The organism is Bordetella pertussis 18323 (genome assembly GCF_000306945.1).
Taxonomy (GTDB): Bacteria; Pseudomonadota; Gammaproteobacteria; order Burkholderiales; family Burkholderiaceae_B; genus Bordetella; species Bordetella pertussis.
This window is the reverse complement of sequence record NC_018518.1, coordinates 2,957,567-2,980,007: the sequence shown is the minus strand read 5'-3', so window position 1 is coordinate 2,980,007 and position 22,441 is coordinate 2,957,567. Positions and strand designations below refer to the sequence as shown.

19 protein-coding genes and 3 tRNA genes are annotated in these 22,441 nt (G+C 67.1%); 14 read left to right on the top strand and 8 right to left on the bottom strand.

Features of this window, described 5'->3' with window-relative positions:
* Positions 1–78: 78 nt before the first annotated feature.
* From BN118_RS14070 to BN118_RS14060, 3 genes are all read right to left on the bottom strand, one after another.
* Positions 79–1,740: an FMN-binding glutamate synthase family protein gene (locus tag BN118_RS14070; RefSeq protein ID WP_010931517.1), complete on the bottom strand. Its 1,662-nt coding sequence runs from the start codon at positions 1,738–1,740 to the stop codon at positions 79–81.
* 75 nt (positions 1,741–1,815) lie between these two features.
* The gene (locus tag BN118_RS14065) at positions 1,816–3,123 is read right to left on the bottom strand and encodes a YeeE/YedE family protein (RefSeq protein WP_014905956.1); all 1,308 of its coding nucleotides are present in this window, start codon (positions 3,121–3,123) and stop codon (positions 1,816–1,818) included.
* A 60-nt stretch (positions 3,124–3,183) separates the two neighbouring features.
* Positions 3,184–4,131, bottom strand: coding sequence for an AEC family transporter (locus BN118_RS14060; RefSeq protein ID WP_014905955.1), 948 nt, complete (start codon positions 4,129–4,131; stop codon positions 3,184–3,186).
* 124 nt (positions 4,132–4,255) lie between these two features.
* Here BN118_RS14060 and BN118_RS14055 point away from each other — a divergent pair, with 124 nt between their 5' ends.
* Complete coding sequence (locus tag BN118_RS14055; protein WP_010931520.1) at positions 4,256–4,699, top strand: GNAT family N-acetyltransferase; 444 nt, start codon at positions 4,256–4,258, stop codon at positions 4,697–4,699.
* 93 nt (positions 4,700–4,792) lie between these two features.
* Here BN118_RS14055 and BN118_RS14050 read toward each other — a convergent pair.
* A tRNA-Leu gene (locus BN118_RS14050) sits at positions 4,793–4,877 on the bottom strand.
* Positions 4,878–5,038: 161 nt separating this feature from the next.
* Here BN118_RS14050 and BN118_RS14045 point away from each other — a divergent pair.
* On the top strand, positions 5,039–5,620 hold the full coding sequence (locus tag BN118_RS14045; protein ID WP_014905954.1) for a tRNA-uridine aminocarboxypropyltransferase: 582 nt from the start codon (positions 5,039–5,041) through the stop codon (positions 5,618–5,620).
* An 87-nt stretch (positions 5,621–5,707) separates the two neighbouring features.
* Here BN118_RS14045 and BN118_RS14040 read toward each other — a convergent pair.
* Positions 5,708–5,792: transfer RNA gene (locus BN118_RS14040), tRNA-Leu, on the bottom strand.
* 329 nt (positions 5,793–6,121) lie between these two features.
* Here BN118_RS14040 and rnr point away from each other — a divergent pair.
* The 12 genes from rnr to BN118_RS13980 all read left to right on the top strand — a co-directional run bounded on the left by rnr (position 6,122) and on the right by BN118_RS13980 (position 18,657).
* Positions 6,122–8,602: a ribonuclease R gene (gene rnr / locus BN118_RS14035; protein ID WP_010931522.1), complete on the top strand. Its 2,481-nt coding sequence runs from the start codon at positions 6,122–6,124 to the stop codon at positions 8,600–8,602.
* 124 nt (positions 8,603–8,726) lie between these two features.
* Positions 8,727–9,464: a 23S rRNA (guanosine(2251)-2'-O)-methyltransferase RlmB gene (gene rlmB / locus BN118_RS14030; protein WP_003812973.1), complete on the top strand. Its 738-nt coding sequence runs from the start codon at positions 8,727–8,729 to the stop codon at positions 9,462–9,464.
* Positions 9,465–9,517: 53 nt separating this feature from the next.
* The gene (locus BN118_RS14025; RefSeq protein ID WP_010931523.1) at positions 9,518–10,762 is read left to right on the top strand and encodes a cystathionine gamma-synthase family protein; all 1,245 of its coding nucleotides are present in this window, start codon (positions 9,518–9,520) and stop codon (positions 10,760–10,762) included.
* A 40-nt stretch (positions 10,763–10,802) separates the two neighbouring features.
* Complete coding sequence (locus BN118_RS14020; protein WP_003812970.1) at positions 10,803–11,483, top strand: Fe2+-dependent dioxygenase; 681 nt, start codon at positions 10,803–10,805, stop codon at positions 11,481–11,483.
* Positions 11,484–11,803: 320 nt separating this feature from the next.
* On the top strand, positions 11,804–12,076 hold the full coding sequence (locus BN118_RS14015; RefSeq protein ID WP_003812968.1) for an HU family DNA-binding protein: 273 nt from the start codon (positions 11,804–11,806) through the stop codon (positions 12,074–12,076).
* Between the two features lie 108 nt (positions 12,077–12,184).
* A tRNA-Val gene (locus tag BN118_RS14010) sits at positions 12,185–12,260 on the top strand.
* 312 nt (positions 12,261–12,572) lie between these two features.
* Positions 12,573–13,373: an energy transducer TonB gene (locus tag BN118_RS14005; RefSeq protein ID WP_010931524.1), complete on the top strand. Its 801-nt coding sequence runs from the start codon at positions 12,573–12,575 to the stop codon at positions 13,371–13,373.
* A 1-nt stretch (position 13,374) separates the two neighbouring features.
* Positions 13,375–14,352, top strand: a complete 978-nt coding sequence (locus BN118_RS14000) for a MotA/TolQ/ExbB proton channel family protein (RefSeq protein ID WP_010931525.1) — start codon at positions 13,375–13,377, stop codon at positions 14,350–14,352.
* On the top strand, positions 14,352–14,819 hold the full coding sequence (locus BN118_RS13995; protein ID WP_014905953.1) for an ExbD/TolR family protein: 468 nt from the start codon (positions 14,352–14,354) through the stop codon (positions 14,817–14,819). Before BN118_RS14000 ends, BN118_RS13995 begins: the two co-directional genes overlap by 1 nt.
* Before the next feature lie 82 nt (positions 14,820–14,901).
* Positions 14,902–15,573, top strand: coding sequence for a response regulator transcription factor (locus BN118_RS13990; protein ID WP_003812947.1), 672 nt, complete (start codon positions 14,902–14,904; stop codon positions 15,571–15,573).
* Positions 15,574–15,631: 58 nt separating this feature from the next.
* Positions 15,632–16,750, top strand: a complete 1,119-nt coding sequence (locus BN118_RS13985; protein WP_014905952.1) for a sensor histidine kinase — start codon at positions 15,632–15,634, stop codon at positions 16,748–16,750.
* On the top strand, positions 16,747–18,657 hold the full coding sequence (locus BN118_RS13980) for a potassium transporter Kup (RefSeq protein WP_003820366.1): 1,911 nt from the start codon (positions 16,747–16,749) through the stop codon (positions 18,655–18,657). Before BN118_RS13985 ends, BN118_RS13980 begins: the two co-directional genes overlap by 4 nt.
* An 84-nt stretch (positions 18,658–18,741) precedes the next feature.
* Here BN118_RS13980 and argG read toward each other — a convergent pair whose 3' ends face one another.
* The 3 genes from argG to BN118_RS13965 form a co-directional block, all read right to left on the bottom strand.
* Complete coding sequence (gene argG, locus BN118_RS13975) at positions 18,742–20,079, bottom strand: argininosuccinate synthase (RefSeq protein ID WP_003820367.1); 1,338 nt, start codon at positions 20,077–20,079, stop codon at positions 18,742–18,744.
* A gap of 150 nt (positions 20,080–20,229) precedes the next feature.
* A complete protein-coding gene (gene argF / locus BN118_RS13970) occupies positions 20,230–21,171 on the bottom strand; it encodes an ornithine carbamoyltransferase (RefSeq protein WP_003812938.1) in 942 nt (313 codons plus the stop codon).
* Positions 21,172–21,222: 51 nt separating this feature from the next.
* Positions 21,223–22,404, bottom strand: a complete 1,182-nt coding sequence (locus tag BN118_RS13965; protein WP_010931526.1) for an aspartate aminotransferase family protein — start codon at positions 22,402–22,404, stop codon at positions 21,223–21,225.
* Positions 22,405–22,441: the final 37 nt, after the last annotated feature.

Here is a 22,441-nt window from a genome sequence, read left to right as displayed (position 1 = left end):
AACTGGGGGGTCGGCGATTTCCAGTTTCTCAAATCCGGTTCGGATGAACCATGCATACAACCTATTGAATCTTCACAGCTAGGCGTGCGCAGGCGCGCCGGCCGGGCGCAGCGCGGCCAGCGCCGCGCTGATGTCCATGGCGGGCTGGAACGAGTCGGCCTGCGCCATGCCCCAGCCCACCTGGAACACATGATGGCGGAATTCGCCGCGCAGCAGCTCGCCCGGCGCCAGTTCGGGAAACAGCGCCGACAGCAGGCGTACTTCGCTCGACGAGATGCGCCGCGCGATATGGTGCGGACGCAGCTGCCCCGGGTGGGTCAGGCCGGCGGCGCCCAGCAGCTCGGCCAGGGCGTGCAGCGTATTGCCGTGGAAGTTGGCCACGCGCTGCGCCTTGTCCGGCACGACCAGCGCGCGTTGGCGCAGCGGGTCCTGGGTCGTGACGCCGGTGGGGCATTTGCCGGTATGGCAGGCCTGCGCCTGGATGCAGCCGATGGCGAACATGAAGCCGCGCGCGGCGTTGCACCAGTCCGCTCCCATGGCCATGGCGCGCGCCATGTCGAAGGCGGTGATGATCTTGCCCGACGCGCCCAGCTTGATGCGGTCGCGCAGGTTCACGCCGATCAGGGTGTTGTGCACCAGCCGCAGCGCCTCGCGCAGCGGCGTGCCGACGTGGTCGACGAATTCCACCGGGGCGGCGCCGGTGCCGCCTTCGGCGCCGTCGACCACGATGAAGTCCGGCGTGATATTGGTTTGCAGCATGGCCTTGACGATGGCGAACCATTCCCACGGGTGGCCGACGCAGAACTTGAAGCCGACCGGCTTGCCGCCGGACAGCTCGCGAAGCCGCGCCACGAAATGCAGCAGGCCGACCGGCGAGTCGAAGGCGCTGTGGCTGGAGGGCGAGTTGCAGTCCTGCCAGGCCGGCACGCCGCGCGCCTCGGCGATTTCCGGGGTGACCTTGCCGGCGGGCAGGATGCCGCCGTGGCCCGGCTTGGCGCCTTGCGACAGCTTGATTTCTATCATCTTCACCTGCGGCGTACAGGCGTTCTTGACGAAGGCTTCCTCGGAAAAGGCGCCGTGGGCGTCGCGGCAGCCGAAATAACCCGAGCCGATATTCCAGACCAGCGATCCGCCGCGCTCACGGTGGTAGCGGCTGATCCCGCCTTCGCCGGTGTCATGCGCGAAGTCGCCGATGCGCGCGCCTTCGTTGAGGGCCAGCACGGCGTTGGCCGAGAGCGCGCCGAAGCTCATGGCCGAGATGTTGAAGGCCGACATGGAATACGGCTGGCGGCACTCGGGGCCGCCCACCGTGACGCGGAAGTCGGCATCGGCCACGTGCGCCGGCGTCATGGAGTGATTGATCCACTCGTAGCGGTCGCCATAGACATCTTCCTGCGTGCCGAAGGGCCGCTTGTCGATGTCCTGCTTGGCGCGCTGGTAGACGATGGAGCGCTGCGCGCGCGAGAACGGCGAGGCGTGGGTATCGTCTTCGAGGAAGTACTGGCGGATCTCGGGCCGGATGAGTTCGAACAGGAAGCGCAGGTTGCCCAGGACCGGGTAGTTGCGCCGGATGGCGTGGCGGGTCTGCAGCAGGTCGTATACGCCGAGCAGGGACAGCAGCACGAAGGGGACGGCTGCCCACAGCCAGGCGCGCGACGAATGGACCGCCAGCGCCGAGGTCAGGGCGGCGCCGATCAGCATCAGCGCGAATGTCGTATAGCGGCCAGCAATCCAGTTCATGCTCCATCTCCGGGGGGCGGTAATGGAGGCAACCATACCAGATGCCGGTTTACGGCTGGCTGGCCGCGCCGGGGCTCAGCAGCTGGAGGCCGCGGGCGTCTTTTCCACCGCCAACCCGAACCAGGGGCGCAGCCGCACGCCCAGCGCGCTGCCCAGGAAGGCCGCCGGCAGCCACAGCCAGGCGTGCAGGCTGCCGGACAGGATGCCGCTGAAATAGGCGCCGATATTGCAGCCGAAGGCCAGCCGCGCGCCGTAGCCCAGCAGCAGGCCGCCCACCACGGCGGCCAGCAGCGAGCGGGCCGGCACTTTCCACACCGGGGCGAACTTGCCGGCGGCCGAGGCGGCTGCCAGCGCGCCCAGCATCAGGCCGATGTCCATGACCGAGGTGATGTCCTGGCGCACCGGCGCGGCCAGCGCGGCCTGCTGCCTGGACCAATAGGCCCAGCTCGCCACATCTCCGCCCAGCACGTCCAGCGCCTTGGCGCCCCACAGCGCAAAGGCCGAGGTGATGCCCCAGGGCCGGCCGGCCAGGGCCAGCGTGGCGAAGTTCAGCACCACCAGGGCAATGCCGCCCCAGACCATGGGCCACGGGCCTTGCAGCAGCGACGGCGTGCGGCTGGTACGCGCGGCGTGCGAAATGAGCTGGCCATGGCGGCGCTTTTCCAGCACGGTGGTCGTCCAGGCGATCAGGGCGAATACGGCCAGGTTGGCCAGCAGCGCGCCCGGCAGCCCCCAGCTCTTGATCAGCGAGGTGGGCGGCAGCGCGGGCAGGGCCGACCACCAGCCGAAGTTGGCCGTCGCGATGACCGAGCCGACGATGAAGAACAGCAGGGTGACCAGCATGCGGGTATTGCCGCCGCCGACGGCGAACAGGGTGCCCGAGGCGCAGCCGCCGCCCAGCTGCATGCCGATGCCGAACAGGAAGGCGCCCAGCACGACCGACACGCCCGGCGGCGAGACAAAGCCGCTGACGAGCTGGCCCCCCAGGGTGCCTTGCGCGAGGAAGGGGAAGAACAGCAGCACGCCGACGGCCAGCATGACCATCTGGGCGCGCAGGCCGGCGCCGCGCCGGTCGGACACGAAGACGCGCCAGGCCTGGGTGAAGCCGAACGACGCATGGTAGAGCGTTACGCCCAGCAGGGCGCCCACCACCCATAGCGCGCTCTGGCGCCACCCGACGCTTTGCAGCAGATAGGCCGCGCCGGCCAGCACCAGCAACAGCGCCGCCCACAGCGGCTTGTGGTTGATGCGGATCGGCGGCAGCGCCGACGGCAGGTCGAGGGTGGAGGTATTGATACTCATGATGACATCCCGGAGGGGGTGTAAGAAAAGGGACAGGGCGCTGGCGCGCCCTGGGTCATTGCAATATAGGACGGGCGGCAAATTTCCCGAACTAGTTATTGTTGATTTCTTAATTTCTTTTGGTTATTTGTCGGAGAGGGCTCAGCCCAGGGGCTGGCGGCCTATCCATGCCACCAGCGCCGTGATGGTGGGCACCGACAGCACCGTCGACAGCAGGATGGCGCGCGACGAAGGGCGCGCGTCGCGTCCGTAGAGCTGGGCCAGCATGAAGGGGCCGGTGCCTATGGGCAGGGCGGCCATCAGCACCGCGCACCAGGCCCACAAGGGCGGCATGTCGAACACCGCGAATGCCAGCACCGCCGTGACGGCGGGGTGCAGCAGCAGCTTGCCGCCCACCATGAGCCCCACCGTGCCGCGGTCGCCGCCGGGCTGCGATTGCGCCAGGAACAGGCCGATGGTCACCAGCGCGCAAGGGCTGGCCAAGGCGCCCAGCAGCGCCGCATAGTTGTCCAGCCCGGCTGGCAGCGTGATGCCGGCGGCCGCACAGGCCAGCCCCAGCAGGGGCGCGGCCAGCAAGGGGTTGCGCAGCAGCGCCCGCGCCACTTTGAGCAGGGTGGCGCTCCAGTGGCGGTCGCGGTGCTGGTCGAACTCGATCAGCGCGATGGCCACGCCAAACAGGACGCAGGCCGTCAGCAAGGTGGTGATGATGGCGGGTGCCAGGCTGGCCGGGCCCAGCAGCGCCAGGCACAGCGGGATGCCCATGTAGCCGGCGTTGCCGTACGAGGTGGCCAGGCCTTCCAGGCTCAGGTCCGTCAGCCGCGCGCCGTCGCGGCGGCAGGCCAGGATGGCGGCTCCGAATGTCAGGGCGATGCCGCCGGCCACCGCGGCCGTGAAGTCCCAGTAGTCGGCCAGCTGGCGCAAGTCGGCCTGGGCCATGGCGCGAAACAGGAGCGCCGGCAGCGACAGGTACACCACGTAGCGGTTGAGCGCGTCGGTGGCGCTGGGGCCCAGCACGCGCCAACGGGCGGCAAGCCAGCCTGTCAGGATAAGGGCGAATACCGGTAGCGCGGCGGTCAGGACGGCTTGCATGGGCGAGGTTGTTACAAGGAGGCCACATTCTACTGCCGCGGGGTTCAAGGCCGCCGCCGGCCCTGCGACAATGAGAGCGGGCGGCGCACAGGCGCGCCGCCGCAAGCATAGAAGGGGAATCGCCATGCCGCAAACCGCCGCGCCGTTACGCATCGTATTGGGAACCTGGGACCGTCTGCGCGAAGACGCCACCACCGTGCGCTTCGAGGTGTTCGTCGCCGAACAGCGCGTGCCCGAGGATATCGAATTGGACGATTTCGACCCGCTGTCGGTCCACGCGGTCGCCTATGGCGCCGACGGCGCGCCGCTGGGTACCGGCAGGCTGTTGCCCGATGGCCACATCGAGCGCATGGCGGTGCGCAAGCGCGCCCGGGGGCTGGGCGTGGGCGGGCGGATACTGGATGCGCTGATCGAGCAGGGCCACGGCGACGGGCATCGCATGCTGGTGCTGCACGCGCAATCGCACGCGCGCGGCTTTTACGAAGCGCACGGTTTCCAGGCCGAAGGCGACGAGTTCGTCGAGGCGGGCATCGCGCATGTCGCGATGACGCGCGAACTGGCGCGCTAAAGCGCTTGCCGCAGCAGGCGCAAAGAAAAAACCCCGGCGCTTGCGCGACCGGGGTTTTTGGGCACATCACGACAGGTATCGTGAAGTATGTATTGGTGCCCAGGAGAGGACTCGAACCTCCACACCTTGCGGCACATGGACCTGAACCATGCGCGTCTACCAATTCCGCCACCTGGGCTTTGCTGCCTGCCGCCGCTGTCGCTGCGTCAGATCAAGCAAGGAGGCGAATTATGCACATTTTTTCGCGGTGGTGCAAGTCGGCCTGAAAAAATCGCGGCCTGCGGTCCTGTGGCACACTGCGCCCACCAGGCGGCTCGTCTTCGCCGCGATGCGTTTTCCATGTCCCGTCCCGTATGCGCGCGCTGCGCGCGGCCCCGATCCCATTGCCTGTGCGCGCTGATACCCGCGCTCTCGTGCCGTACCCGCGTGTTGTTTTTGCAACATCCGGCGGAAGCGCGCCATGCGCTCAACACCGCCCGCCTGGCCGCGCTCGGGTTGCGCCAGGCCGAGTTGCACGTGGGCGAGCGCTTCGATCCCGCGTTGTGGCGGCGGCCCGGCATGCGCAGCTGGCTGCTGTTTCCGGGCGAGGGCGGGCCGCTGCTGCTGGTGGTTCCCGATGGTTCGTGGCGGCAGGCGCGCGGACTGGTGGCGGGCAATCCCGATCTGGCCAGCCTGCCGCGCCTGGCGCTGCCGGCCGATGGCGTTTCCGCTTATCGGGTGCGCCACGCCGATCTGCCGGGCGCACTGTCGACCATCGAGGCTGTCGTGCGGGTGCTCAACGCGCTGGAAGCGCCGGCGCGTTTCGATGCCTTGCTGGCGCCCTTTCATGCGCTGGTGCAGGGGCAGGTGAGGGCGATGGGCGATGAGGTCTATCAGCGCCACCACGTGCGGCGCGCAGGCCGTCGCGGCAAAAGCGGCTGAGGCGGCGCGGCAAAGAGAAAGCCCCGGCAATCATGCGATTGACCGGGGCTTTCATGAAGGCAGGCCATGCCTGCCTTGCGAATTCCGTGGTGCCCAGGAGAGGACTCGAACCTCCACACCTTGCGGCACATGGACCTGAACCATGCGCGTCTACCAATTCCGCCACCTGGGCACTGTCTCAGAGCTTGTGATACCCTGCCGGCTTGCTGCTTTCGAGGTGCCTGTCACGTTGCCGGAAACAGCGTCCTTGCGGTTTACCTTGCAGTGTTTAATCCGTAGACTTGCGTATCCGGATTTTCTGTCAGGTGTTTCGCCGGGACGTCGATTCGACGTTGAAACAAAACTACTTCAAAATCACCAAATACCGGATTCAGTCTGATCACCTGCCTGACAAACAGGCCGATAATGCTGTGATAATACTGAATCGAGTATCACTTTCTGCTGCAGTGTTGCCGCTGGGCTAACCACAGAAGCTGCGCATTATATACGGAACTTTCAGCTTTGGCAAAACGATCGAAAAACGAATCCAATAACAACAGATCTACGCCCGTCTTGCCCGATGTGCCCGCCGACTTCGACCCCGATGTCCCTTCACGCGAAGCCATTCTGACGGCGTTGCGGTCGGCCGGGGCGCCGTTGTCGCCGGCCGAACTGGCCGAACGCATGGGCGTGGAACGGCCCGCGACGCTGGTCGGCTTCGAGCGCCGGCTCGGGGCGATGGAGCGCGACGGTCAATTGCTACCCAACCGCAAGGGTGTGCTGCTGCTGGCCACCAAGCTGGATTTCGTGGCCGGCCGCGTACAGGGCCACCGCGATGGCTTCGGCTTCCTGGTGCGGGATGACGGCGGGCCCGATATTTTCCTGTCGCCGCGCGAGATGCTCAAAGTGCTGCACGGCGACCGCGTCCTGGTCAAGCCGTCGGGCGAGTACCGCGGCAAGCCGGAAGGCGCCATCGTCGAGGTCATCGAGCGGCGCACCAACAAACTGGTGGGCCGTTTCCTGCACGAACATGGGTTGTCCATCGTCGTGCCCGAGGACCAGCGCATCAAGCACGACATTCTCATTCCGCCCAGCGACACCAACGGCGCCCAGCATGGGCAAGTGGTGTCGGTGCAGATCATGGAGCAGCCCACCCGCCATACGCAGCCGCTGGGCCGCGTGTATGAGGTGCTGGGCGAGATCGACGATCCCGGCATGGAAATCGAGATCGCGGTGCGCAAGTTCGACGTGCCGGTCGATTTTTCGGAGCCCGCGAACAAGCAGGCCGCGCGGCTGCCGGACTCGGTACGCAAGACCGATCTGAAGCAACGCGTCGATCTGCGCGACGTGCCGCTGATCACCATCGACGGCGAGGACGCGCGCGATTTCGACGACGCGGTGTACTGCGAGCCGGTCGAACTGGGCACCGGCCAGCGCAAGCGGCCGGCCTGGCGCCTGCTGGTGGCCATCGCCGACGTCAGCAACTATGTGCGGCCCAACGACGCGCTCGATGACGATGCCTACGAGCGCGGCACCAGCGTGTATTTTCCGCGCCGCGTGATTCCGATGCTGCCCGAGGTGCTGTCCAACGGGCTGTGCTCGCTCAACCCCAATGTCGACCGCCTGGTGCTGGTGTGCGACATGGTGATCCCGGCGACCGGCGCCAAGGCCGGAACGGTGACGGCCTACCAGTTCTACAACGCGGTGATGCATTCGCATGCGCGCACCACGTACACCAGTATCTGGGAGGCGCTGCAGCAGCCGGGCGGCCCGGCTGCCGCGGCGCTGGGCGCCATCATGCCGCATGTGCGCCACCTGCACGAGCTGTACCAGCTGCTGTCGCAGCAGCGGCGCAAGCGCGGCGCCATCGATTTCGACACGGTCGAGACGCGCATCGTCTGCAACGAACTGGGCCGTATCGAACAGATCGTGCCCATGGTGCGCAACGATGCCCACAAGCTGATCGAAGAATGCATGCTGGCGGCCAACACGTGCGCTGCCGATTTCATGTCGCGCAGCAAGCACCCCGGCCTGTACCGCATCCATGAAGGCCCCACGCCCGAGCGCCTGCAGTCCCTGCGTGATTTCCTGCGCACCATGGGCCTGTCGCTGGGCGGCGGCGACGAGCCCACCGCCAAGGACTACGGCGAGTTCCTCGATTCGGTGCGCGGGCGCCCCGACTACCCGCTGCTGCAGACCATGTGCCTGCGCTCCATGCAGCAGGCGATCTACAGCCCGGACAATCTCGGCCACTTCGGGCTGGCGTATCCCGCCTATACCCATTTCACTTCGCCGATCCGCCGTTATCCCGACCTGCTGACCCACCGCGTGATCAAGGCGCTGCTCGAAGGCCAGCGCTACATGCCGGAGCTGGAAGACCAGCCCATCGTCATCGGGCGCTCGCAGCGCGAGCACGAACACGCCGTATGGGAGAAGCTGGGGCTGATCCTGTCGGGCAGCGAACGGCGCGCCGACGAGGCTTCGCGCGATGTCGAAGCCTGGCTGAAGTGCTGGTTCGTCAAGGAGCGCGTCGGCGAGGATTTCAGCGGGACGGTGACGGGCGTGGCCAGCTTCGGCATTTTCGTGACCCTGGATACCTTGCACGTCGAGGGGCTGGTGCACGTCTCGGAACTGGGCGGGGAGTATTTCCAGTTCAACGATGCCTTGCACGAACTGCGCGGCGAGCGCACCGGCATGCGTTACCGCCTGACGGACAAGGTGCAGGTGCAGGTGTCGCGCGTGGACCTGGAAGCGCGCCGCATCGAGTTCCGCCTGGTCAAGGGCACCAGCTTCGACGCGCTGCGCAAGGCCGCCGCGCGCGGTTCCGACGAGGGGCGCAGGGTCAAGAAGGCGGCGGCTCCCAAGCCGGCGGCCCTGAAGGGGCAGACCGCCAAGCAGCGGCGCGCCGAGGCCAAGCAGGCCAGCAAGCCGGCCAATACGCCCAAGGCGGCCAAGAGCGCCGGCGCGTCAGCGCAGAAAAAGCCGGCGCGCGCACGCCATTGAACCGGCCAGGCGGCCCCGTCCGGGGCCGCAGGCGGTAACATTGCACCGTAGACCGGGCCGCAGGGTCCGGCCCGCCGCCGTTTTCCGGCGGCGTTCCACGTTTCAATCACGAAGGTATTCATTCATGGCGTCGACCCAAGTTCTGGCGGGGTTTCACGCGGTCGTTGCGCGCTTGCGCCACGCGCCCGAGTCGATCAAGGAAATCTATGTCGAGGCGTCGCGGCGCGACAAGCGCATGCAGACGTTCCTGGAGCAGGCCGAACGGGCCGGCCGCCGCGTGCATCCGGTGGCGGCCGAGCGGCTCGACGGCCTGGCGCGCGGCACCCGGCACCAGGGCGTGGTGGCGGTGGCCGAGGAGCGCAGCCTGGCGGTGGGCATCGACGAGGTGCTCGACGTGATCGAGGGGCCGGCGCTGCTGCTGATCCTGGACGGCGTGACGGACCCGCACAATCTGGGCGCCTGCCTGCGCACGGCGGATGCCGCCGGCGTGCATGCGGTCATTGCGCCGCGCGACCGCGCCGTGGGCCTGAACGCCACCGTGCAGCGCGTGGCTTGCGGCGCCGCCGACACCGTTCCCTACCTGACCGTAACCAACCTCGCGCGCACCATGCGCGAGCTGAAAGAACGCGATGTCTGGCTGGTCGGCACCGACGACCAGGCCGGTGAGAGCATGCACCAGGTGGATGCGCGCCGTTCGATGGCGTGGGTCATGGGCGCTGAGGGCGAGGGCATGCGCCGCCTGACGCGCGAGACCTGCGATCAGCTCGTGCGCATTCCCATGCTCGGTTCGGTCGAGAGCCTGAACGTCAGCGTGGCCAGCGCCGTCTGCCTCTACGAATCGGTGCGCCAGCGCCAGGGGTAAACTCCTGCAGCGGCGCGCCGTCGCGCCGCGCGCCTCTTCGAACGTCCGACATCATGCACCAGAACGGCTTTACCACCACCATCGTTCACTCCGACCGCGACCAATCCGCCGAGCACGGCGCCGTGCACAAACCCATGCATCCTTCGTCCGAGTATGTCTACGAAGATGCGCGCGAGCTGGCGGCGGTGTTCCAGGGCAAGGCCGGGTTCACCTACGCGCGGCAGGGTACGCCCACCACCACGGCGCTGGAAGCGCGCATCACGCGCATGGAAGCCGGCAAGAGCACGGTCAGCTTCGCCACCGGCATGGCGGCGCTGGCGGCCATCTTCACCACGCTGCTGCGGCGCGGCGACCACCTGGTGTCCAGCCAGTACGTCTTCGGCAACACCAACAGCCTGCTCAATACGCTGATGGAACTGGGAGTGGAAGTCACCATGGTCGACGCCACCGACGTCCGGCAGGTGCGCGACGCGCTGCGGCCGAATACCCGCATGGTGTTCACCGAGACCATCGCCAACCCCGGCACCCAGATCGCCAACCTGGCCGGCATGGGCGCGTTGTGCCGCGAGCGCGGCCTGGTCTATGTGGTGGACAACACGCTGACCTCGCCGTGGATGTTCCGCCCGGTCGAGGTGGGCGCTTCGCTGGTGATGAATTCGCTGTCCAAGTACATTGCGGGCCACGGCCATGCGCTGGGTGGCGCGGTGACCGATACCGGCCTGTATGACTGGAGCGGGTATGCCAATATCTACGAGTCGTATCGCAAGGGAGCGCCCACCGGTTGGGGGCTGACCCAGATCAAGAAGAAAGGGCTGCGCGACATGGGCGGCACGCTGGCGGCCGAGCCGGCGCACCGTATCGCCATCGGCACCGAAACGCTGGCGCTGCGCATGGCGCGGCATTGCTCCAACGCCCTGGCCCTGGCCACTTTCCTGCAAGGCCATCCGGGCGTGGCGCGGGTGCACTATCCGGGCCTGTCCAGCCATGCGCAACACCAGCGCGCCAGCGAGCTGTTCGACGGCCGCTATGGCGGCCTGCTGGGCGTGGAGCTGGCCGAGGGCATCGATTGTTTCGATTTCCTCAACCGCCTGCGCATCGTGCTGATGGCCACGCACCTGGGCGATACGCGCAGCCTGGCCTTGCCGGCGGCGCATACGATTTATTACGAGATGGGGGCGGAAAAGCGTGCGCAAATGGGCATCGCCGACAGCCTGATCCGTGTATCGGTAGGCATCGAGGACGAGGCCGACCTGCTGTTCGACTTTGACCAGGCATTGCGCGGCTGTTTGCAATCTTGATGCCTGTCCGCGCAGCTCGCCCACGTCACGGAGTCCCACCATGCTGATTCAGATCGCCGATCTCTTCACCCCCGCCGAAGCCGCCCAGATCCGCGCGCGCCTGGAGGCGGCCGATTGGGTCGACGGCAAGGTCACGGCCGGCTACCAGTCGGCGCAGGTCAAGCACAACCGCCAGTTGTCCGAGCAGCACCCGCTGGCGCAGGAGCTCGGCGGCCTCATCCTGCAGCGCCTGGCCGCCAACAACCTGTTCATGTCGGCGGCCTTGCCGCGCAAGATCTTTCCGCCGCTGTTCAACCGCTACGAAGGCGGCGAGGCCTTCGGCTACCACGTCGACAATGCGCTGCGCCCCGTGCCGGGCACGGCAGAGCGCGTGCGCACCGACCTGTCGGCGACCCTGTTCTTTTCCGAGCCGGACAGCTACGACGGCGGCGAGCTGGTCGTCGACGACACCTACGGGCCGCGCACGGTCAAGCTGCCCGCCGGACACATGGTGCTGTATCCGGGCACGAGCCTGCACAAGGTCACGCCGGTGACGCGGGGCGCGCGCATCAGCGCCTTTTTCTGGCTGCAAAGCCTGGTACGCGAAGACAGCCAGCGCAGCCTGCTGCTGGAGATGGATGTGGCGATCCAGCGCCTGAACCAGGATACGCCGGGCCACGCTTCGATCGTGCAGTTGACCGGCGTCTATCACAACCTGCTGCGCCGCTGGACCGACGTTTGACGCGGCGCAGGCGGGCGCGCAAAGGTTTGCACGTAGCGTTTTTGTTTATTGCGAAAAGCGCTAAAAGCTAGTATTGGCGCGGCTCAGGGCGCTGTTTTCTCTTGACAGCCGCGCCCGGCCAAGGCCTAATACTGCTCTGCGTCGCAGCTCCTTCCCTGGCTTCATATGCCTGGAAGTACCTGCGACGCAGCCTTTAAAAAGTTGTGCTTTGCAGCGCAAGAAAAATTTTTTCACTCGTCCGTTCTCTGTTTGCCGGCGCCTGTTTGTCTACTTGCTCTGCGCGTCTGGAAAACCCAATACCTTGTGAGGGGTAAACCTGAATGAACAAAACCGAACTCATCGATCACATCGCCAGCAAGGCCGATATCTCGAAAGCCGCCGCCGGCCGTTCGCTTGACGCCCTGATCGGTGCCGTAAAGACCACCCTGAAGAAGGGCGGCACGGTCACGCTGGTGGGCTTCGGCACTTTCGCCGTGTCCGCGCGCGCCGCACGCACCGGCCGCAATCCGCGCACCGGCGAAACGATCAAGATCAAAAAGGCCAAGGTGCCGAAGTTCCGTCCGGGCAAGGCGCTGAAAGACGCCGTCAACTGATGGACGCAAAGGCAAATCGGCGCTGCCGATTTGCCTAACAAAACCGGGTCCGCTATACTGCGCCCCGCGATTTACTTGAGTGGCCCCGAGGCAGCAATGCGGTGCAAGGGGTGCTTAGCTCAGCTGGTAGAGCGGCGCCCTTACAAGGCGTAGGTCACAGGTTCGACCCCTGTAGCACCCACCAAGAATCAAGGCAGCAAATCAAGGCAGCAAAATCAAGGTAACAATCCTGCGCAAGCAGGCGCAATAACCCCGGCGAGGGCGCATCGGCGCACCGCACGGGGTTTTTTGTTGCGCGCTCGGCGCGTGCCGAGCGCGCGTGGCAGCCTGTTTGCGGCATCGTCGCGGCGGGTTGAATTTCTTGTATTTGGCGACCGAATAGAGCTTGCGAATCATTCGCATTTAATATATCGTGGCGAATTCGGAATAGCCGGATAGGAATGCCGCTTCGTCGTGCATGCCATCCGGCTGAATTGTCAATGTACCTGGCTGATTCATGCCTAGCCCCCAATCTGGTCGGTCTTTTTCATCGCATACGTCGCTTGCCCTGCGCGCGGGCGCCGGATTTACCGTTCTTGCCCTGCATGCCGCAGTCATAGGCGCGGTGTTTCTGTCCAAGACGGAGCGCCCCGAATTGCTGGAGCCCGAGGCGGTGATGGTCAGCATCATCGAGGCGCCCCTGCCGCAGCTGGCGCAGGCCGAGCCCACGCCCGAGCCGCCCACGCCGGTCGAGGAGACGCCGCCCGAGCCCGAGCCGGTGATCGAGCCCGAGCCGGAGCCGGAACCCGAGCCGGTGGTCGAGCCCGAGCCCGAACCCGAGCCGGTGGTCGAGAAGCCGCCCGAACCGGCGCCCAAGCCCAAGCCGAAACCCAAACCGAAACCCAAGCCCAAGCCGCAACCCAAACCCGAGGTCCCCCCGGAGCCCAAGAAGATCGAGACGCCGCCTGCCGGCGCGCCTCAGGGGGCCCAGCAGGTGACGCAGGCGCCGCGCCAGGCGCCGCCGCCGGACGAGCCCATCATGGTCTCCAGCGTCGAATACCAGGGCGCGCGCCCCATGCCCGTCTATCCCATGGCGTCCAAGCGCCTGCGCGAGGAAGGGCGGGTGGTGGTGCTGGTGGAAATCAGCACCCAGGGCCTGGTCGATCGCGCCAGCATCGATACCTCGTCCGGCTTTTCGCGCCTGGACGAGTCGGCCTTGGCCGCCGCGCGCAAGGCCCGCTTCAAACCCCTTACCCGTAATGGCGTGGCGTATCCGGCCAAGGCCAAATTACCGTTCGATTTCGTGATGAGGAACTGAGATGTCCAACGCTATCAACACCGCCACGCTGGTGGCGCAAGCGGCCACGCCCTCGGCGGCGGCCACGCCGGACGCGCCCGCTGCCGCGCCGCTGGCCCAGCAGGCCGGCGAGGCCGCAGGCGCTGCTGCCCAGACCGGCGCCGAAGCGCTCAACCAGGCTGCCCAGGCAGGTACCGAGGCGGTCAACCAGGCCGCCCAGGCTCTGAGTGCGGCGGCGCCCGCCGTGCCGCCCGCGCCGCTGGCCACGCCGGACATGGGATTCCTGCACTTCGTCGCGCAAAGCGACTTCGTGGGCAAGACGCTGTTCATCATCCTGATCGTCATGTCGCTGGTCACCTGGTACCTGATCGTGGTCAAGGTGGTGGGCAACATGGGTATGCGCAAGCGCGCCGCGCACTTCCTCAACAAGTTCTGGAATGCCAGCTCGCTCGAACAGGTCGAGAACGAAATCGTCACGCACGGTGCGCGCGACCCGTTCTCGCACCTGGCCAGCCACGCCATGCACGCGCAGCAGCACCATGCCAAGTTCGGCGCTACCAAGCTGGAGGAAAGCGGTTCGAATGGCGAGTTCGTGTCGCGCACCATGCGCAAGGTCATCGACGAGGAAACCGCCAAGCTGGAGAACGGCCTGACGGTGCTGGCTTCGGTGGGTTCGACCGCGCCGTTCGTGGGGCTGTTCGGCACAGTGTGGGGCGTGTATCACGCGCTGGTCGGCATCGGCCTGTCCGATGGCGTGACCATCAACCGCATCGCCGGCCCGGTGGGCGAGGCCCTGATCATGACCGGCCTGGGCCTGGCGGTGGCCATCCCGGCGGTGCTGGCGTACAACGCCTTCGTGCGCAACAACCGGGTGTTCCTGTCGCGCCTGGATGCGTTCGCGCATGACCTGTTCGCCTTCCTGACCACCGGCCAGCAGGTGGCGGTGTCCGACGGCAAGGTGCGTGCCCTGCGCCGCCAGCATGGCCGGGGGAGCGAATAATGACTTTCGGCAGCTTCGACAACAAGGGCTCGGGCAGCCACACCGTGTCGGAGATCAACATGGTGCCGCTGATCGACGTCATGCTGGTGCTGCTGGTGATTTTCATCATCACGGCGCCGCTGCTGGCCCATTCGATCCGCATCAACATTCCGCAGGTCAGCGCCGAGCAGATCGAGGAAGAGCCCAAGACGATCGACCTGGCCATCGACGCCAACGGCGCGTTGTTCTGGGACGAGAAGCCGGTCAGCATCGACGACCTGCCCAACCGCTTCAAGGCGATCGCCGGCGACAAGCCGCAGGCCGAGATCCGCATCCGCGCCGACCAGGCAACCCGCTACGAGACGCTGGCCCAGGTCATGGCGTCGGCGCGTCGTTCGGGCATGACCCGCATCGGCTTCATCACCAGCCCCGCGCCCCAGGGCGCGCCCGGCGAGGCCGGCGCATCGGCCGCACCCGCTGCGCCCTGACCGGCCACGGCTCCCGCTCCCGGGGTGTCCGCGCCGCGGGCGCGGGCCTTGCCGTCGGCCCGGATCGCGCTAGAATCGCGGAATGCGAGTACTCGTAATCGAAGATGACACCACCCTGGGCCACGCGCTCCAGGAGTTTCTGGCCGACCAGGGGTATGCGGTCGATTGGCTGACCGAGGGCGACAAGGTCCTGGGAGCCCTGGCGGGCCAGCCCTACGATCTCCTCCTGCTGGACCTCAACCTGCCCGGCATGAGCGGCCTCGACGTACTGCGCCAATTGCGCCAGGACGGCAACCAGGTGCCGGTACTGATCCTCACCGCGCGCGACGGCCTGGACGACCGCGTGGCGGGTCTGGATGCCGGCGCCGACGACTATGTCACCAAGCCTTTCGACCTGCCCGAACTGGCGGCGCGCGTGCGCGCCCTGGGACGCCGCCGGTCCGGGCAGGCGCAGCCCCAGATCGAGGTCGGCCCGCTGGTGTTCGACACCGTCGGGCGCGAGGTGCGCGCCAACGGCACGCGCCTGGCGTTGTCGGTGCGCGAACTGTCCGTGCTGGAAATGCTGATGGCGCGTTCCGGCCGGGTCGTGACCAAACGCCAGATCGTCAATTCCCTGTCTGCCTGGGATGCCGATTTCAGCGAGAATGCCGTCGAGGTGTATGTCTACCGCCTGCGCAAGCGGCTCGAGGGATCCGGCGCCAGCATCCAGACGGTGCGCGGCTTCGGCTACATGCTGGACGTGGAAGCGGCGTGATGAGCCCGGGCCGGCGGACCCAGGCCCGGGGCATGCCGGCCCCGCCAGCCTTCCGACCATGAATTCCCTTCCTCCCACACCGCCGCCGCCCGATCCCGTAGGCTGGAAGCTGCCGCGCGGCTCGCTGGCGCGCCACCTCGTGCTGCGCCTGATGCCGCCGGTGTTGCTGCTGGTGCTGCTGGATCTGGCCGCGACCTGGGTGATCACGCACAAGATCGACATGTCGATCTGGATGCTGGAAGACTTCTTCTGGCTGATGGTGGTGGGCCAGATCGTCCTGATCGCCCTGTTCACCGGCGTCATCATCCGCGGCGTGCGTTCGGGCCTGCGTTCGGTCAATCATCTGGCCGAGGAAATCCGCCAGCGCTCGATCGACGACATGCAGCCCATGGAAGTGGCGGGCCTGCCGGCCGAGATTGCGCCGCTGGTCACGCATATCAATGACCTGCTGGGCCGCCTGGACGCGTCGCTGGCGGCCCAGCGCCGCTTCATCGGCCACGCGGCGCACCAGCTGCGCACCCCGCTGAGCGGGCTGCGCCTGGAGTCCGAGCTGATGCTGGCGCGGCCCCTGCCCGAGGACGTGCGGATGCGCGCCGAGCGCATCAAGGCGGTCAGCGACCGCATGATCCGGCTGGGCCAGCAATTGCTGGTGATGGCGCGCGCCGATCCCGACGCGCGGCCGCAGGACCGCTTCATTCGGCTGGACCTGTGCGAATGGGTCCGCGCCAGCGGCGCCGAGTGGATTCCGCGCGTGCGCGCCGCGCAGGCCGAGATCGACCTGGTGGCGCCCGAACAGTCGGTCTGGATCGATGGCGACCCGCTGCTGCTCGACGAAATGCTGGGCAACCTGATCGATAACGCGCTGCGCTACGGCAAGCCGCGCGGCCGCATTTGCCTGACCATAGGCGTCAATCCGCCGGCGCTGATCATCGAGGACGACGGCCCGGGCATCAGCCCCCAGGAGCGCGACAGCGTGTTCGAGGCCTTCTACCGCGCGCCCGATGCCAAGGCTGGCGGCTCGGGCCTGGGGCTGGCGATCGTGCGCGAGATCGCGCACGCCCATGGCGCGTGGTGGAAGCTGTCCAGCCGGCCCGAGTATGGGGGCACGCGGCTGTCGGTGGTGTTTCCCGGCCCGCGCATCGGTACGCAACTCACCCGACAAGAACGAGCATCATGACCCACACCGCCGCCGGCGCGCCCCGCGACGCCAAGACCGCCATCCACGCGCCGTCGTCGCGCATGGCATTGATGCTGGGGGCGTTGGGCGTGGTGTACGGCGATATCGGCACCAGCCCGCTGTATACCTTGCGCGCCTGTCTGAACACCATCGACGACCTGCAGCCTGCCCACGTGCTGGGGGTGCTTTCCATCCTGTTCTGGCTGCTCATGATCGTGGTGTCGCTCAAGTATGTGACGCTGGTGCTGCGCGCCGACAATCGGGGCGAGGGCGGCACGCTGGCGCTGCTGGAGCTGGCCGTGCGCGGCCGCGAGGGCAGGGCGCGCTGGCTGCTGATCGTGCTGGGCATCTTCGGCGCGGCGCTGTTCTATGGCGACAGCATGATCACGCCGGCGATTTCCGTCCTGTCGGCGCTCGAAGGCATCAGCATCGTGTCGCACACGCTCGAACCCTGGGTGGTGCCCGTGGCGCTGGTGGTGCTGGTTGCGCTGTTCGCCATCCAGTCGCACGGCACCGGCGCGGTGGGCAAGCTGTTTGGTCCCATCATGGCGCTGTGGTTCGCGACGCTGGCGGTATTGGGCGGCTATCAAATCTGGCTGACACCGGAGGTGCTGGCCGCGCTCAATCCAGTGTGGGCGCTGCGCTTCATCGCCGAGTTCCCGGTGATGAGTTTCCTGTTGCTGGGCGCGGTGGTGCTGGCGCTGACCGGCGCCGAAGCCCTGTATGCGGACATGGGGCATTTCGGGCGGCCGGCGATCCGGCGCGCCTGGTTCGCCATGGTGTTGCCGGCGCTGACGCTGTGCTATTTCGGCCAGGGCGCGTTGCTGCTGCGCGACCCGGCGGCGATCCGCAACCCGTTTTTCCTGATGGCGCCCGAATGGGGGCTGGCGGCGCTGGTCGGGCTGGCCACGGTGGCCACCGTGGTGGCGTCCCAGGCGGTGATCTCCGGCGCCTTTTCGGTGACGCGGCAGGCCGTGCAGCTGGGTTTCTGGCCGCGCATGCAGATCCTGCACACCTCGGCGGTCGAGAAGGGGCAGATCTACCTGCCGCAGGTCAATGCCTTGCTGCTGTGCGCCGTGCTGGTGCTGGTGCTGCTGTTTCGCAATTCCGAGAACCTGGCCGCCGCCTACGGTTTTGCCGTGACCGGGACCATGCTGACGACCTCGGTGCTGGCGTTCGCGGTGTTGCCGCGCGATTCCACCGGCGGCAAGCGGGTGCTGTGGATGGTGCTGCTGGGCGCGCTGCTCGTGATCGACATCCTGCTGTTCGGCGCCAATATCTTCAAGATCCACGAGGGTGGCTGGCTGCCCTTGCTGGTCGGGGTGGTGGTGTTCACGCTCATGATGACGTGGCGGCGCGGTCGCCGCCTGTTGGCCGACATGCAGGCGCGCGACCGGCAGCCTTTGCGGGAGTTCATGACGCAGCTCGAGGCGTTCCCGCCGGCGCGGGTGCAGGGCACGGCGATCTTCATGACCATGAACGCCGGCAACGTGCCGCCGGCGTTGCTGCACAATCTCAAGCACAACAAGGTCCTGCACGACCACGTGCTGTTCCTGTCGATCCGGGTGGCCGATGTGCCCTACGTCTCGGAGGACGAGCGCTTCGAGATGCACAAGATCAGCGCGTCGAGCTGGCAAGCAAGCATCAACTACGGCTTCAAGGAAGATCCGGACGTGCCCGACGCCTTGCGCCAGGTGGCCGAGGCCTATCCCGAGATCGACCTCGAACCCATGCGGACCTCGTTCTATCTGTCGCGCCAGACCGTGGTCGCGGCCCGGCGGCCGGCCATGGCGCGCTGGCGTCGCGCCCTGTTCGCTTTCATGGCGCGCAACTCGACCCGCAGCACCCGATTTTTCAAGATTCCGCCCAACCGCGTGGTGGAAATGGGCATGCAGGTGGAACTGTAGGCGCCTGTTCCGGCATGGGGGGCGACACCTGCGGCAAAAGGGTGCCTGTCCCGGCAGGGACAGGCACCCTCGCGCGGTTGCCGCCTATTTCTTGCCGTCCTTGATCTGCGGCAGCGCCGAGCCGGCCGACGGGGCCAGCAAGCCGGTCTTGACGTAGGTGAACAGCTTTTCGCGGGTATCGACGATGTCGAGGTTGCGCATGGTGAGCTGGCCGATGCGGTCGGCCGGCGTGAAGGGGGCGTTTTCCACCTTCTCCATGGACAGCCGCTCGGGCGCGTACGTCAGGTTGGCCGATTCGGTGTTCAGCAGCGAGTAGTCGTTGCCGCGGCGCAGTTCGAGCGTGACTTCGCCGGTGATGGCGCGCGCGACCCAGCGCTGTGCGGTTTCGCGCAGCATGATGGCCTGCGGGTCGAACCAGCGGCCCTGGTACAGCAGACGGCCCAGCTTGCGGCCGTTCTCGCGGTACTGCTCGATGGTGTCTTCGTTATGGATGCCGGTGACCAGGCGCTCGTAGGCGATGAACAGCAGCGCCAGGCCCGGGGCTTCGTAGATGCCGCGGCTCTTGGCTTCGATGATGCGGTTCTCGATCTGGTCGCTCATGCCCAGGCCGTGGCGGCCGCCGATGCGGTTGGCTTCCAGCAGCAGTTCGACCGGGTCGGCGTACTCGACGCCGTTGAGGGCGACCGGCTGGCCTTCCTCGAAGCGCACCGTCACTTCCTCGGCCTTGATCTGCACGCTGTCCTGCCAGAAGGCCACGCCCATGATGGGCTGCACGATACGGATGCCGGCGCTCAGGAGCTCCAGGTCCTTGGCCTCGTGGGTGGCGCCGAGCATGTTGGAGTCGGTCGAGTAGGCTTTCTCGGCCGACATCTTGTAGTCGAAACCGGCCTGGCGCATGTACTCGGACATTTCCGCGCGGCCGCCCAGCTCGTCGATGAAGGTCTGGTCCAGCCAGGGCTTGTAGATCTTCAGGTCCGGGTTGGTCAGCAGGCCGTAGCGGTAGAAGCGCTCGATGTCGTTGCCCTTGAACGTGCTGCCGTCGCCCCAGATGTTGACGCCGTCTTCCTTCATGGCGGCCACCAGCATGGTGCCGGTGACGGCGCGCCCGATAGGCGTGGTGTTGAAGTAGGTCAGGCCGGCGGTCGAGATATGGAAGGCGCCGGCTTGCAGCGCGGCGATCCCTTCGGCGACCAGTTGCGCGCGACAGTCGACCAGGCGGGCGGCTTCGGCGCCGTATTGCATGGCGCGGCGGGGGATTTCATCGTAGTCCGGCTCGTCGGGCTGGCCCAGGTTGGCGGTGTACGCGTAGGGCACGGCGCCTTTCTGGCGCATCCACAGCAGCGCGGCGCTGGTATCGAGGCCGCCGGAAAAGGCGATGCCGACCTTCTGGCCGGTAGGAAGGTTCGGGAGAATAGTAGTCATTGTTTGAGGTGAAACGCCAACAGGACTTTGACAGCAACGGGCCGTCAAACAAGAAGTCTAACGGGGCATTTTAGCGCTTTTGGGCGCAGGCGGCCGGACGGCGCCGGGGCGCTGCGCCCGGCCGCCCGTGGCCGCGCGGGCCGCGCCGGTTCAGGCGAGCTGGCCCAGCAGCAGGAATTCCATCAGCGCCTTCTGCACGTGCAGGCGGTTCTCGGCCTCGTCCCAGACCACGCTCTGGGCGCCGTCGATGACTTCGCCGGTGACCTCCTCGCCGCGGTGCGCCGGCAGGCAGTGCATGAACACGGCCTGCGGGTCGGCGGCGGCCATCATCTCGGCGTCCACGCACCAGTCGGCGAAGGCGGCGCGGCGCTCCTCGTTCTCGGCTTCGTAGCCCATGCTGGTCCAGACGTCGGTGGTCACCAGGTGCGCGCCCTGGCAGGCCTGCATCGGGTCCTTGAATTGCTTGAGCACGCCGGCGGCCGGCGCGCCGATGCGGGCCGGGTCCAGTTCGTAGCCGGCGGGCGTCGACACATGCAGCGTGAAGCCCAGCATTTCGGCGGCCTGCAGCCAGGTGTACGACATGTTGTTGGCGTCGCCGATCCAGGCCACGGTCTTGCCGGCGATGGGGCCGCGGTGTTCGATGTAGGTGAAGATGTCGGCCAGGATCTGGCACGGGTGGTATTCGTTGGTCAGGCCATTGATGACCGGCACGCGCGAATGCGAGGCGAACCGCTCGATGCGGGTCTGCTCGAAGGTGCGGATCATGACGATGTCGACCATGCGCGAAATCACGCGCGCGGTGTCTTCGATGGGCTCGGAGCGGCCCAGCTGCGAGTCGTTGGACGTCAGGTTGATGACCGAGCCGCCCATCTGGTACATGCCGGCCTCGAAGGAGACGCGGGTTCGCGTGCTGGCTTTCTCGAACACCATGGCCAGCGTGCGGTCGTGCAGCGGCATGTGCGGTTCGTAGCGCTTGAACTTGTCCTTGATGATGCGGGTGCGTTCGAGCACGTAGGCGATCTCGGCGGGCGAGAAGTCTTTGAATTGCAGGAAGTGCCGCAAGGGGCCGTTCTGGGTCGTGGGAGGAGTCATGATGATGTCGCAGGTCTTGCGCCTGGGCTCATGGCCGCGGCGCGCTGTTGGTTATTGCTGTTGAGCGAGGAACTGTTTGATCAGCGGCACCAGGATCCGGACGATCTGGTCGGCTTCCTCCCCGGAGAGTATCAGGGGAGGCAGCAGGCGGACGACGCGTTCGCGCGTCACGTTGATGAGCAGGCCGGCTTCCATGGCGCGGGTGGCCAGGATGCCGCAGGGCCGGTCCAGCTCGATGCCCAGCATCAGGCCGCGGCCGCGGACCTCGATGACGCCGGGCGCGCCGGCCAGTTCGCTGGCCAGCGCGGCATGCAGGTGGGCGCCCACCTCGTGGGCATTGCCGAGCAGGCCTTCCTGCTCGATCGCATCGATGACCGCCAGGCCGGCGGCGCACGCCAGCGGGCCGCCGCCGAAGGTGGTGCCGTGGCTGCCGGGCGCGAACACGCCGGCGGCGGGGCCGGCGGCCAGCATCGCGCCGATGGGCACGCCGCCGGCCAGGCCCTTGGCCAGGGTCATGACGTCGGGGCGGATATCGGCCCATTGGTGGGCGAACCACTTGCCGGTGCGCCCGATCCCCGATTGCACTTCGTCGATCATGAGCAGCCAGCCGCGTTCGGTGCACAGCTGCCGCACCCCCTGCAGGAACGCCATGTCGGAGGGGCGGATGCCGCCTTCGCCCTGCAGGACTTCCAGCAGCACGGCGGTGACGCGCGGCTCGGCCTCGCCCGCGGCGCGGATGGCCGGCAGGTCGTTATAGGGCACCTGGATGAACCCCGACGGCATGGGCCCGAAGCCCTGGCGGGCCTTGTCGCTGCCCGTGGCCGCCAGCGTGGCCAGGGTGCGGCCATGCCAGGACGAATCCATGGTGATGATGTGGGCGTGCGTATTGCCTTGCTTGTAGCCGTAGTAGCGCGCCAGCTTGATGGCCGCCTCGTTGGCTTCCGAGCCGCTGTTGTTGAAGAGCACCTCGCTCATGCCGGACAGCTCGGCCAGGCGGCGCGCCAGGGCCGCCTGTTGCGGCACCTCGTAGATATTGGACGTGTGGATGAGCCGCGCGGCCTGTTCGGAGATGGCCGCCACCAGCCCCGGATGGCCGTGTCCCAGGCACGAGACGCCGATGCCGGCCAGGGCGTCGAGATAGCGCCGCTCGCCGGTGTCCCAGAGCCAGACCCCGCGGCCGTGGGTGAAGGACACCGGCAGGCGGGCGTAGATGTTGGCCAGGGCAGAGGACATCGCGGGGTTCTCCACGAAAAAGGGGGCGGAACCGGAG

Excerpts from the sequence above, each read along its gene's own strand:
- BN118_RS14025 (WP_010931523.1), top strand. The coding sequence starts at position 9,518 with ATGCACCAGAACGGCTTTACCACCACCATCGTTCACTCCGACCGCGAC.
- BN118_RS13980 (WP_003820366.1), top strand. The coding sequence starts at position 16,747 with ATGACCCACACCGCCGCCGGCGCGCCCCGCGACGCCAAGACCGCCATC.
- BN118_RS14070 (WP_010931517.1), bottom strand. The coding sequence starts at position 1,740 with ATGAACTGGATTGCTGGCCGCTATACGACATTCGCGCTGATGCTGATC.
- BN118_RS14005 (WP_010931524.1), top strand. The coding sequence starts at position 12,573 with ATGCCTAGCCCCCAATCTGGTCGGTCTTTTTCATCGCATACGTCGCTT.
- BN118_RS14055 (WP_010931520.1), top strand. The coding sequence starts at position 4,256 with ATGCCGCAAACCGCCGCGCCGTTACGCATCGTATTGGGAACCTGGGAC.
- argF (WP_003812938.1), bottom strand. The coding sequence starts at position 21,171 with ATGACTCCTCCCACGACCCAGAACGGCCCCTTGCGGCACTTCCTGCAA.
- rlmB (WP_003812973.1), top strand. The coding sequence starts at position 8,727 with ATGGCGTCGACCCAAGTTCTGGCGGGGTTTCACGCGGTCGTTGCGCGC.
- argG (WP_003820367.1), bottom strand. The coding sequence starts at position 20,079 with ATGACTACTATTCTCCCGAACCTTCCTACCGGCCAGAAGGTCGGCATC.
- BN118_RS14020 (WP_003812970.1), top strand. The coding sequence starts at position 10,803 with ATGCTGATTCAGATCGCCGATCTCTTCACCCCCGCCGAAGCCGCCCAG.
- BN118_RS14045 (WP_014905954.1), top strand. The coding sequence starts at position 5,039 with ATGTCCCGTCCCGTATGCGCGCGCTGCGCGCGGCCCCGATCCCATTGC.
- BN118_RS13965 (WP_010931526.1), bottom strand. The coding sequence starts at position 22,404 with ATGTCCTCTGCCCTGGCCAACATCTACGCCCGCCTGCCGGTGTCCTTC.
- BN118_RS13995 (WP_014905953.1), top strand. The coding sequence starts at position 14,352 with ATGACTTTCGGCAGCTTCGACAACAAGGGCTCGGGCAGCCACACCGTG.
- BN118_RS14060 (WP_014905955.1), bottom strand. The coding sequence starts at position 4,131 with ATGCAAGCCGTCCTGACCGCCGCGCTACCGGTATTCGCCCTTATCCTG.
- BN118_RS13990 (WP_003812947.1), top strand. The coding sequence starts at position 14,902 with ATGCGAGTACTCGTAATCGAAGATGACACCACCCTGGGCCACGCGCTC.
- BN118_RS14015 (WP_003812968.1), top strand. The coding sequence starts at position 11,804 with ATGAACAAAACCGAACTCATCGATCACATCGCCAGCAAGGCCGATATC.
- BN118_RS14000 (WP_010931525.1), top strand. The coding sequence starts at position 13,375 with ATGTCCAACGCTATCAACACCGCCACGCTGGTGGCGCAAGCGGCCACG.
- BN118_RS13985 (WP_014905952.1), top strand. The coding sequence starts at position 15,632 with ATGAATTCCCTTCCTCCCACACCGCCGCCGCCCGATCCCGTAGGCTGG.